Below are 13,128 nucleotides of genomic sequence, written 5' to 3'. Positions count from 1 at the left end.
TATGCCCACCCGCAGGAATCATCCATCCATTCCGCAATATGGCCTGGAAGAATCCAGGCCCCTGCACCGCCTGCCGGAAGATACCACCGCATTCGGATACAGCAATCTGGAAGAGGAGCTGAAGATAAAAGGTTTTGAGCTGTATTGCAGTGCGGGCGTGCGTTCGCAGATGGGACCCCTCAAATCAGACTATTACCGTATCAGCATCTCTGTGCGTGGTGTCACGGAAATACAACTGGGGCTGGAAGACTTCACCCATGGCAATGGCACCATCAGCTTCACTTTCCCCGGACAGATATTCAGCAAACGCGGATTGAGCGATGATGCATTCGGATACTATCTGCTGTTTGATCCAGCTTTTCTGGAAGATACCATTGCACCAGACAGAATTCCTGCCGAATTCCCTTTTTTCGCTTATGCAGGTGTTCCTTTTATGCAACTGCTGCCTGCTGAGCTGGATGCTGTCACCGGTTTTGTGGAACGGATCAATACAGAACTGCAGCAGCATCACCACGGAAGAGATAAAGCCATACGATTGTATCTGTACCTGTTGCTCCTGGAACTGAAGCGTAGCTATCTCCGGCAGGAGCTGCACCAGACAACCCATGATACCGGTCATACCTACCTGGTGCCACGATATAAAAAATTGGTGAGTGAACACTTTCTCACCAAAAGAAAAGTGGCCGACTATGCCACCATACTGGGTGTCACACCTAATCACTTGAACAGGGCTATTAAGGAAAGTACCGGCCACACGGCATCCGAGGCGATTACAGACATGCTGGTAAGGGAAGCCAAAGCCTCCTTGCGATACACTGATACTACCATTGCCGCTATATCTGACCAGCTGAGTTTCAGCGATCCTGCCGGCTTTAACCGCTTCTTCCGGGAGAAAACCGGACAAACGCCCATGGCTTATCGGAAAAATGCAGCATCCGGTTAAGATTATGCAGTATCCGGATAACAATGCTCTTCTTTTTATGCCCCAATTTTACAGTCATAAAAATGAAGAAAATGTCAACCACCTTAGAAAACAAAAAAGTGATTATCGCCGGAGGTTCTTCCGGTATCGGACTGGCTACTGCCGCATTGCTCGTACAGGAAAAAGCACAGGTGATAATTACCGGTCGTAACCCCGACCGGTTGGAGGAAGCAGCCAAAGTGGTCCCCACTGCAGGCCTTGAAGTACTGGACAGTAATAACCGCGCATCGCTGGATGCTTTTTTCGCAGCACAGGGTCAGTTAGACCATCTGGTGATAGCCCTCAGTGGCGCCAAAGGCGGTGGTATGTTCAGTGACTTATCGCTACAGGACCTGCGGGCCGGCTTTGAAGGCAAGTTCTGGCCCCAGCTGGATACAATGCAGGCAGCCTTGCCTTATCTGAGCAAGCAGGGGAGCATCACCCTGGTGACGGCTATCTCCAGTGTCAGCAGAATGCCCGGCACTTCCGGTCTGGCGGCGATCAACGGTGCGCTGGAAACTATGATACCCGGTCTCGCAAAAGAATTCCAACCCTTACGTATCAACGCGGTTTCACCCGGTATCGTAAATACGCCCTGGTGGGACTTCCTGCCGGCAGCCAACAAGGCGGAAGCGTTTAAAGGTTATGCAACACAAATACCAGTGGGCAAAGTAGCAGAACCGGAAGAGTTAGCGGCAGCCATCCTGTTTCTGATGTGCAATACCAATACAACGGGTACGGTGCTACGTTGCGACGGAGGATTGAGTCTGTAACGGACATATACCGGCAGCCGCAGGAGCCCGCTTTTTTCTTCTGATTACAGGCCCTTCACCATATCGTGAAAATAACGCTGAAGCAGACACGTAAAGCAGCAAATGGTATTCAACAAAATACCTTTGCTGCTTTACTGCTTTGTGTGAAACTTTCAACCCCTTTGAACATAATCCCTTTTTCCACTGTTGTAATGTTGCAATGATGCTACAAGTGTGGCCCCGATGTATGTAGAGTCAGGTATCATCCCCCGAATCATTGGAAGTACATGTTTATGGCGCAGCAAAATTTTCGGATGCAGGAGCATGCGCAGGAATTCTTTTCTCTGGATATACCATAACAGAAAATTTTTATCTCCCGGAGCAGCAGGCGGGGAGCAGTTATCACCAGTAGCGAAAAACCAATAAAGTTCAAACCCAGCAAATATGGTAAAGAGGCTGTCCATTTTTGTAAATGTGCAGAGAGGCATGTTCCGTGTTGTTAAACAGTTATGCTACATTATCCTGCTGTTACTGGCAGGTAGTCATGTGAAAGCCCAGCAGTGTACTGGTTCCCTGGGCGATCCTGTTTTTAAGGAAACATTCGGCCAGGCGGCTACGGCAGCCAGACCTACGCTCGGGCCTCCCTTGCCGGCGGGTATTACTACCTACACCTACTATGCACCTGGCGTCGGCTCAAGGCCTACCGGTCCTTTCCCGGGCCAGTACACGATCAGCAACACTACCAGTGGGTATAAAAATATTTATTTTGTGGACAGACCCGATCATACCAGTACGGATGGCCGGGGATTTTGTATGGTGGTAGATGCCAATGCTACTCCTGACAAGTTTTATGAACGGACCATCACAGGATTATGTGCGGGCACTACTTTCGAGTTTTCTGCCTGGATTATGAACATCAATCCCACACCAGGCGTATCGCAGCCCAGTCTGCGCTTCGATATTGTAGACGCCAATAACCCCAACGGTACGCCGATAAAATCGGTGTCCACCGGCCTGGTACCTTTTCAGAACCCAGGCACCTGGGTACGGCAGGCAGGTATTTTTCAGATGCCTTCCACTACCAGCGCCGTTATCCTCCGTATCTTCAGTAATACCCCCAGCAGCAATGGCAACGACCTGGCCCTGGATGATATTGCTTTTGCGGCCTGTGGTCCACCCATCACCTTTACACAAACTACCGGTGTGGTATGTAGCGGTGCTACGGGAGGCTTTGCCGTAAGCCTGCCGGCAGGAAGCTATTCCAATTATTTTTTCCAGTTGCAGAAAAGAGCACTGGGCACTACCAGTTGGGCCAATGAAGGAGGCGTGATTAATAACCTGGGCAACAACCAGCATACCTTCAGTATTCCTAATGCAGTGGCGGGCTTTGAATACCGGGTGCTGGCTGCAGGTGGTATGGCGGAAATAAACAATACCAACTGCCGCGTGGTGTCTAATCCGGTAGAACTGAAAGTGATCGACTATACGGTGGGGATCACAGGACCGGCTACTATCTGCTATAATGCCAGTGCCCAGCTGTCGGCAGTGATTACTCCCAAGGCAGGTACAGGTACCCCCACTACCGGTTTCAACTATACCTGGGAAACCAGTACCAACGGTACCAGCGGCTGGACCGTTGTGCCCGGACAGAACGGAGCTACACTCAATACCGGCCCGCTGACCGCAAACAGCTATTACCGGGTAACAGCCACCATCAATGGTTGTAGCGGTGACGGCGTATCCCGCACCTTCCGGGTGACAGTTAATCCAAACATCAGCGCCACCATAGGTACGGTAACGCCTATATGCCAGGGGACTGCGATGTTCAGTATACCCTACACCATCGTTTCAGGTAATGCTGATGCCTACAGTATCACTTCCAGCAATATGCCCGGTTTTAATCCGGTAACAGATGCCGGTCTGGCGGTGTCTCCGATAAACGTGGTCATCCCCGGTAGCACAGCACCGGGTACTTATCGATTTAACGTCACCTTTAAAAACAGGACCAGTGGCTGTACTTCTCCTGCTTATCCGGTCACGCTGGTGATCAATCCTTCTCCTACCACGGCTACGGTAGGTCCCGATCAGCAGTTGTGTAATGTGAGCAATACCACCCTTAGCGGTAACACGCCGGTGAATGGTACGGGCCTCTGGACACAGCTGAGCGGCACCAATACAGCCGTTTTTGATAACCCTAATCTTCCTAATGCACAGGTATCCGGTCTGGTGGCCGGCACCTATGTGTTTAAATGGACCATCAGCAGTGGTGTTTGTCCGCCTTCTTCAGCCAACCTGCAGGTGACGGAATTCGGTAATACTACCCTGCCTGATGCAGGCCCGGATTCTACCCAGTATAATTCCGGTGTGTTCCACATGCAGGCCAACACACCACAGGTAGGGACCGGCAAATGGGTGGTGATCAGCGGTAACGCCACGATAGCCGATACTTCAGACCCGCATACAACCATCACCATCGCGCCCAATACCAGCGCCACACTGGCCTGGACCATCACCAACAATGTCTGTCCTCCGCTGCAGGACCAGGTGACCATCACCTATGTAAGCCACGCCGACATACAGGCACAAAAGGAAATACTGGAGCAGGGACCTTATCTGGCGGGTCAGCCCCTGGTGTACCGGATGGTTGTCACCAACGCAGGCCCCAGTAATGCTACCGGTGTGAGGATCACAGATGCGCTGCCTGCCGGATTCGCCAGCACCAGGGTCACTGTGGCTAATACCGGTGCAGCACAAATCACCCAAAACAATTCTACTGCCACCAATATCGATCTTACTGCCAATATCCCCACCGGCAATGCTACCATCACGATAACGGTGGAAGGCAATATCCTTTCTTCCTTCGAAGGAGATCTTACCAATACCATTACTGCAGTCTCTCCGGTGGTACCCGATCCTAATGGTGCTACCGCTACAGTAACGGTACCGGTTGCACGCCGTCCTTTCTTCGAAATCATGAAGAGTGCGCCAGCCATGGCAGTGGCCGGTCAGTCTGTTACCTTCACGATTATTGCAAGTAATACAGGACTAGGCGATGCACAGGCTGCCGTATTCACAGACGTGATATCCGGTAAACTGACCAACGTCAGCTGGACAGCTACGGCCACCGGCAAGGTGAGTATCACTTCCGGCGCTACCGGCACGGGCAACAATGTAAGGGTAGTGGCCAATTATCCGGGTGCAGTGACCCCTACTGACACCGGAAAAGTATATGTCAGTGTAACCGGTACCGTTAGTGCCAATGCTACCAGTAATATCGACAACGTGGCTACCGTGACCCCTACGGAGACCACGGTAGGGCCATTTACATCCAACACCACCAATACTGTTATCAGCAGCACACCGGGACTGGTGATAGACAAAAGCCGTACTTCGCCCGTGATCGCCATTGCCGGCACACCTATTGAATACGTCATCACCCTGATGAACAACGGGCCCAGCGATGCGGTCAAAACGGTGATTACAGATGCCGTACCAGCCGCCGTGCAACAGGTGCAGTGGACTGCCACCTCGCAAGGTGCTGCAGCCATCACTGCCGGCAACAGCGGTAGCGGTAATCAGATCAGCGTGACTGGTAATATTCCGGCTGGTTCATCCAACCGCATTATTATTCGTATATCCGGTGTCGTTAGTGGTGATTTTAGTGGTACTATTACCAATACAGCTACTGCCACTCCTTCAGAGCCAGGCGTGCCGCCGGTATCAGATACTGATGTGGCCACCGTTCGTAAGGTGGTGAAATTTACCATCAGCAAAAACGGTCCGGCTACGGCTATCCCCGGAGGACAGATCTCCTATACGATAGACGTAAAAAATGAAGGACCATCCAACGCTTCGCAGGCGGTAGTGAGTGACATCGTGCCGGCTTCCCTGTATAACGTTACCTGGAATGCGGCTGTGGCCAGCGGTGGCGCGGTCATCACCAGCGGTGCTACGGGCTCCGGCAACCAGCTGTCTGTAACAGCTAATATGCCTGCGGAATCCGTTATACATATTATTGTCAACGGTACTATTCAGCCTCCCACCAATAGCCCTATCCGTAATACAGCTGTGGTAACGCCATCAGAGCCTAATACCACACCGGTGACTTCCAATGAAGTGGTGACCAATGTAACGCCGCAGGCAGCACTCACCATCAGCAAAACAGGCCCGGATACTGCCAGGGCAGGAAGTTCGGTAACCTATGTAATTACGGTGGGCAACGATGGCCCCAGCAACGCCAGGGGTATGCAGATCAATGATAATGTGCCGGCTACCCTGCAGCAGGTTACCTGGACAGCTGTGGCCAACGGCAATGCCACCATCTCCAGTGGAACACAGGGCTCCGGAAACAATATTGCCCTGACGGGAGATATTGCTGCCGGTATGGGAAATAATATAGTCATCACCGTAACTGGTAAAATAGATCCTGCCTTCTCCGGCACTATCAGCAATACTGCAATGGTCATCCCGACTGAGACCGGCAGCACCGGAGATACAGCTACCAAACAAACGGTTGTCAACAGGCTGCCACAGCTCACTATCACTAAGTCGGCCACCGATGCGGTACTGGCAGGGGATAGTGTGATCTATACCATCGAAGTAGGCAATACAGGGGCTTCCAATGCCCTCAACCTGGTAGTGACGGATGCAGTGCCTGCTGCATTGAGCGGTGTAAGCTGGTCGGCCAGTGCCCTCGGGCAGGCTACTATTAGCGGCAACAACAGCGGTACCGGCAACAATGTACAGATCACCGGTTCTATTCCATCCGGTAATGATAACAAGATTGTGATCACGGTGAGAGGTAAGACAGATCCGGGTTTTGCAGGTTCTATTGTGAACAATGCCACTGCCACCCCGTCTGAACCTGTACCACCGGTAACGGCCACACAAACAGTGCTGGTGCGTAAACTGCCGGTGATCCGTGTGTCCAAGTCAGGGCCCTCCACCCTCAAAGCAGGGGAACACATCACTTATACCGTGGTAGTGACCAATACCAGCGTATCTAATGCAGATAACCTGGTCATACAAGATATAGTGCCGGCAGCGGTTACACAAACCACCTGGATTACAGTTGTCAATGGTACGGCTTCGATAGTTAGTGGTGCTACCGGTTCCGGTAATACAGTGGCTGTTACCGCCAATATCGGAGGTGGAGGCAACAATAGCGTGACCATTACCATCAATGGGGTAGTAGATCCTGCTTTTGCGGGTACCTTCACCAACACCGCCACTGCACAGCCTTCCGAGCCGGGTACTGTACCAGCGGTGTCTACCCCTGTAGTGACCACTGTAGTACAACAGCCATCCCTGCACGTAGTGAAAACTGGTCCGGCAACAGCCAGCGCCGGCGAAACCATCAACTATCTGCTCACTGTTACCAATACCGGACCTTCCAATGCTACCGGTGTGCTGATCACAGATCAGATACCATCACAGCTGCAGAATGTCAGCTGGACAGCTACGGCCAGCAGCGGCGCGGTGATTGTCACCGGAGCTACCGGCACCGGCAACAACCTGCAGGTGAGCGCTGATGTTCCGGTGAGCACGGGGACGGTGACCATTATGGTGACCGGCACGCTGCCATCGGCTACACTGGCAGCAACCATCATCAATGTGGCCACTGCTGATCCCAGGATACCAAGCTTGCCGCCCGTAAATTCTGATACGGTTACTACTGTTATCCGTCAACAGCCCAAGCTGCTGATTAATAAAATTGCACCGGCCAGGATGAACGCCGGAGAAACTATCCAGTATAGTATTAAAGTGGAAAATAGCGGTCCGAGTGATGCCAGGGCTACTGTGATTACCGACGCTATTCCGGCAACAGTGCTCAATCCTTCCTGGACAGCAGTAGCCAGCGGAGGCGCCACCATCAGTTCCGGCAACACCGGTACAGGCAACCAGCTGAACGTGGTGGCCGACATCCCCGCAGGTACTGGTAATAGTATTACCATTACCATCACTGGTAACGTGCAATCCGATTTTGCCGGCGTGATCACCAACACGGCTACCGCCACAGCTGCTGAGCCAGGTGTGTCCCCGGTAAGCTCCACAGCATCTACTAACATCAGTCGCGCAGCGAAGCTGCAGATCAGTAAAACCGGACCTGCCAGCATCACCGCTGGTAATAACATCTCTTATACGCTGCAGGTGATCAACAACGGTCCGAGTGATTCCCGTAACCTGACCATCAGTGACGTGATTCCTGCAGGGGTATTAAATGCAACATGGACGGCCACTGCAGCCAATGGTGCAGCCATCACTTCTGCCGCCAGCGGCTCCGGCAATGTGCAGTTGACCGGTAATATACCCATTGCAACCGGTGCGATGATCACTGTACAGGTGAATGGTAAGGTAGATCCGAGCTATGCAAATCCCAGCATCACCAACGTGGCCACTGCTGTCAATGATCCATCATTCGCAACACCGGTAGGTGATACCGCTACTGTGGTAACAACGGTGAACCGGGTGGCCAATCTGAGGATTGTGAAGAGCGGTCCGGCCAACCAGGGTGCCGGAGAACCGATGCAGTATATGCTAATGGTGTATAACGACGGGCCTTCCAATGTGGCCGGTGCTCATGTACAGGATACACTGCCTGCTGAATTGCAAAGCCCAAGCTGGGTAACCGCCGGTACAGGCGGTGTTGCCAATATCACACCGGCCAGTAACTCCGGCAATGTGAACCTTACCGCCGATATTCCGGTGGGAGGCGTATTACAGGTGGCCATTTCAGGTGTACTCAGCCCGGCTGTTGTTACCGGTGCTCTCATCTCCAACACCGCGACAGTGGCTCTGCCTGCAGGCAGCCCGATTGTCGACCCTAATCCGGCAGACAATACCAGCACTACTACCATGTCGGTAGATAACGATCCTATCGTGCGCATCTCCAAAACCGGTCCTTCTGTCGTGAATATCGGGGACTCCATTTTCTATCGTATCGTTGTCACCAATGGCGGTAACGGTAATATTACCGGTGCGGCCATCAATGATATTGTACCGGCAGATGTGACGGTAAGCTCCTGGGGGGCTGCGGCTGCCGGCAATGCTACTGTCACCGGGCCTATTACCGGTACTGGCAATACGATCAGCACCACCGGCAATATACCGGTAGGCAATGGTAATATGCTGGTGGTACTGGTAAGAGGTATTGTTAATAAAACAGCTAATACAACTTTCACCAATACCGCCACCGTAGTGGCCGGGGCAAACAAACAAAGCTCTGTCACTACCACCGTCAATCAGTCCACCGATGTAAGCATCGTCAAGAGCGGACCACAGCACATACTGGCAGGAGAAACCATCAACTATACCCTTCAGGTATATAATGCAGGACCACATGATGTAGACTCACTTGTGATTTCCGATGTGGTGCCGGCAACGATCACCAATGTTACCTGGAAGGCCACTGTAACCGGTACCGGTAGCGTAATCGGCAGTCAGGAAGTTGACAGCAGTGGCAGCAACATTGTCATACCAGGTAAACTGGCCGCAGGCAGTGGCAACTTCATCACTGTTCAGATTAGTGGTACTGTCAGCGGCAGCGCGGCTGCAGGTACTATCATCAATACGGCTTTAGTTGCGGTAGCCAATATTACGGACTATAATCTGGCTAACAATACCAGCAGTATAATCACCACCATCGGGCGTAATGCCGGTGTACAGATACGGAAGAGCGGTCCTGCACAGGCGCAGGCAGGCAATACCATTACTTACCAGGTAGTGGTGACCAACGCCGGTCCGTCTAATGCCGTAGGTGTCAGCATCATTGATCAGGTACCTGCTGCCGTGGCAAATGTAAGCTGGGTAGCGAATGTAACCGGTGGTGCCCAACTCACCGGACCCTTCTCCGGAACAGGCAATAGTGTCAACACTACCGCCGACATCCCCGGTGGAGCGGGCAACAGCGTAGCTATCACGATTACGGGCACACTGAATAATGACTTTGCCGGCAACATCACCAACCTGGCCAGCGCCAGCAGCAGCGAAGTGCCGCAGGTGTCCGATTCTGTTACTACTGTGGTGAATAAACAATCTGATGTACAGATACGTAAATCAGGACCTGTAACCATTACAGCAGGAGATAAAGTCAACTATATCATCACTGTTAGCAACAATGGTCCTGCCTTTGCACGTAACCTGCATATCACTGATACCATCGACGCACGTATCCAGTCAGTGTCCTGGACTACCAGCACCTCCGGCGGAGCCGTGGTAACAGCCGGTGGTAGTGGTACCGGTAATCAGCTCAGTGTGAATGCTGATATTCCGCCTACTGGCCAGGCTACCGTCACCATTATGGTTACCGGTACCCTGTTGCCCGATGCTACCGGTACACTCAGCAATACCGCCACCGTTACTTCTCCTGATCCGCAAACACCTACTGCGGTAACACCGCCGGTGATCACCGAGATAGAACAACATCCGGAACTGATGATCAGTAAGAGTGGTCCGCAGTCCCTGCATGCAGGCGAGCCCATACTCTACCAGTTGCAGGTGACCAATAAAGGGCTGAGCAACGCTACTGGCGCAGTTATCAGCGACGTAGTGCCGTCAGCGGTAGGACAGGTGAGCTGGACAGCCACCGCAGTAAGCGGCGGCGCCGTGATCACTTCAGGAGCCAGCGGCAGCGGCAACAATGTAAATGTAGTGGCCGATATTCCCGCAGGAGCAGTCGTGCAGGTGACCATCCAGGGTAAAACAGATTCTACCTTCTCCGGTCAGTTGCTCAACACTGGTATTGCAACAGCAGCAGAACCAGGCAATACACCGGACTCCTCACAGGTACAGACTACCGTTACGCTGATGCCCGCCGTACAGATAACCAAAGCTGGTCCGGCAGCATTACAGTCCGGCCAGAAAATCACGTATACCCTCATTGCGAGCAACAATGGCCCGAGTGTTGCCAGCAATGCGGTGATCACAGATGCAGTACCCGCCGCGGTAACAGGTGTGAGCTGGACTGCAGTAGCTGCAGGCAATGCACAGCTTACCGGTGCTGCTTCCGGTACCGGCAACCTGGTAAGCCTTACCGCGAATATTCCGCCAGGCACTGGTAATAATATTACCATTACCGTTAATGGCACCATAGATCCCGCCTTCAGGGATACACTGAATAACGTGGCCATTATTACGCCGGCAGAACCCGGAGCACCGGCTGATACTTCTGCATTGGTACAAACAGTAGTTACCGCCAAACCGGTATTACAGATACAGAAAGATGGCCCCACCACCACTACTGCGGGCCAGCCGATACAGTATACCATCATCGCCAGCAATATCGGGCTTAGCAATGCACTCAATTTCACGCTGACAGATAACGTGCCGGCCACCATCACGCAGGTGACCTGGAAAGCGGTAGCCAACGGCACTGCCGTGATAAAAAGCCCTGCTGCCGGCAGCGGTAATAATATCAGCCTTACCGGCGATATGCCTTCCGGCGCTGGAAATAATATAACCATCACCGTGAATGGTATGGTAGCCCCCGGCGCTACCGGCACTATCGTCAACAGCGCTACGGTGACACCTTCTGAAACAGGAGCATCGCCACAAACAGCTACGGCCACCACCCAGTTGACAGTATCTGCCAGGGTGAGGATCAGCAAAACCGGCCCGGCTGTTATGATACGCGGCGACCAGGCTATCTATGTCATCAGCGTGGTCAATCCGGGCCCCAGCGATGCGGTGAATACTGACATCACAGATATGATACCGGGCGTGCTCACCAATGTAACGTGGACGGCTACACCGCTTCGCAGCACTGTCATCAACAGCGGCGCCACCGGTACCGGTAACCAGGTGAAGGTGAATGTGAACATGCCCGCTGCAGATACCAGCGGACTGACCATCGTCATCACCGGTACAGTGCAGCCTAACGCCGCTTCCGGCAGCGTTACCAACGTAGCACATGTTATCCTGAATAATGCCGGCGGCACCGATATCGCTTCCAACACTGTTGTTAGCACTATTGGCAGCGCCGCTGATCTGGTAATGGTGAAAACAGGTCCCGATGAAGTATTTGTGGGCAGTAAGGTGACTTACCTGCTTACCGTTACCAACAACGGACCATCTTCCGCAGACAATGCAACGGTGACAGACATGTTGCCGGCAGGGCTTACACAACCGGCTGTCACAGTAGCTTCACTGAATGGCGGCGCTGCTAATGTACAGCCAGCCATTAACGGCAGTACCGTCAGCGCTGTTATCGGGACCTTCCCGGCAGGAGCAAAAGTGGTGCTGCAGGTGACTGCCACCGCTGCCACACCGGGTAAGATAATGAACACGGCAGTTGTTAGTACTCCTGCTGGTGTTACAGAGCAGGACAGCACCAACAACAGCAGTACTGCCACCACTATGGTATTCCCTAAATCTGCCCTGCAGGTGATAAAATCGGTTAATCCGGCTAATGGGCCTTATAGCATCGGACAGGTGATCAGTTATAACTTGCAGGTGAAGAACAACGGTATCGCGGGTGTTAACCCGGTAGTGGTGATCGATACACTGCCGCCGGCCACACTGGTAAGCGATCCGGTATACAGCAACCCGCCCGTTGGCACTATCACTTACAACAGTACCACCCGCGTGCTGCAATGGAACGCCGGACTGCTGAATGGTGGCGAAACCCGCAGCTGGAGTTATGATATGACCATCACCGGTGCCGGTTCTGTCCGTAACATCGCTGTCATCAGCGGACCACCGGATGTCAGCACACCGGATACCAGCAGGGTGATCATCAGTACAGACCGGTTCGCCAACCTCAAAGTGGTGAAAAAACTGAATACTAATCCGCCTTACAATGTCAATGACGTACTGACATTTACCATCACGGCTACCAACAACGGCCCGGATGCGGCCACTGGCGTAGTGGTGCGGGACCAGCTGCAAAACATGCTGGGCAGACCGATTACGCTCTCTGCTTCCGCCGGTCAGGCTGCTTACGATATAGCCACCGCCACCATCAACTGGCAACTGGCTAACATGGCGCCGGGTACTACAGCCACCCTAACGTTTACGGTTAAACTGGCAACTGGTGCAGATATCGTGAACACCGCTACCATCAAGGGTAATGAAAAAGATCCGGATATCACTGATAATACTTCTACCGTGGGCCCTGTGAAAGTGACAGGAGAAGATCTCTTTATTCCGAATGTGATCACACCTAACGGAGACGGTAAGAATGATAAGTTCGTGATACCGGGCCTGAGCCGGTTCCCGGGATCTGGCTTGTTCATCTATAACCGTTGGGGCAACCAGGTATACCAGAACAAGAATTATGACAACAGCTGGGATGGAGCAGGATTGAGTGAAGGCACTTATTTCTACATCCTGACAGTGCCATCGGAACAAGGTGAGCGGAAGTTCAAAGGATGGGTGTTGTTGGAACGTTGATTTTCTTCTCTCTAAAAAAATACAAAA

At 52.6% G+C, this 13,128-nt stretch carries 3 protein-coding genes; all 3 read left to right on the top strand.

What is annotated here, in order from left to right; all coding sequences use genetic code 11:
- Position 1 precedes the first annotated feature (1 nt).
- The 3 genes from KD145_RS11425 to KD145_RS11415 all read left to right on the top strand — a co-directional run bounded on the left by KD145_RS11425 (position 2) and on the right by KD145_RS11415 (position 13,101).
- Positions 2-943 carry an AraC family transcriptional regulator gene (locus KD145_RS11425; RefSeq protein ID WP_212006007.1) on the top strand — a complete coding sequence of 314 codons (942 nt, stop codon included), beginning with the start codon at positions 2-4 and terminating at the stop codon, positions 941-943.
- 71 nt (positions 944-1,014) lie between these two features.
- Positions 1,015-1,734 carry an SDR family oxidoreductase gene (locus KD145_RS11420; RefSeq protein WP_212006006.1) on the top strand — a complete coding sequence of 240 codons (720 nt, stop codon included), beginning with the start codon at positions 1,015-1,017 and terminating at the stop codon, positions 1,732-1,734.
- A 423-nt stretch (positions 1,735-2,157) separates the two neighbouring features.
- Complete coding sequence (locus KD145_RS11415; RefSeq protein ID WP_212006005.1) at positions 2,158-13,101, top strand: gliding motility-associated C-terminal domain-containing protein; 10,944 nt, start codon at positions 2,158-2,160, stop codon at positions 13,099-13,101.
- Positions 13,102-13,128 lie beyond the last annotated feature (27 nt).

The sequence above is a fragment of the Chitinophaga sp. HK235 genome (genome assembly GCF_018255755.1).
Lineage (GTDB): Bacteria > Bacteroidota > Bacteroidia > Chitinophagales > Chitinophagaceae > Chitinophaga.
Note: the sequence above shows the minus strand (reverse complement) of the source record. Positions and strands in the feature narration are given on the sequence as shown.

What these genes read in the sequence shown, in the direction of transcription:
- KD145_RS11425 (WP_212006007.1), top strand. Translation starts at nt 2, where the DNA reads ATGCCCACCCGCAGGAATCATCCATCCATTCCGCAATATGGCCTGGAA.
- KD145_RS11420 (WP_212006006.1), top strand. Translation starts at nt 1,015, where the DNA reads ATGTCAACCACCTTAGAAAACAAAAAAGTGATTATCGCCGGAGGTTCT.
- KD145_RS11415 (WP_212006005.1), top strand. Translation starts at nt 2,158, where the DNA reads ATGGTAAAGAGGCTGTCCATTTTTGTAAATGTGCAGAGAGGCATGTTC.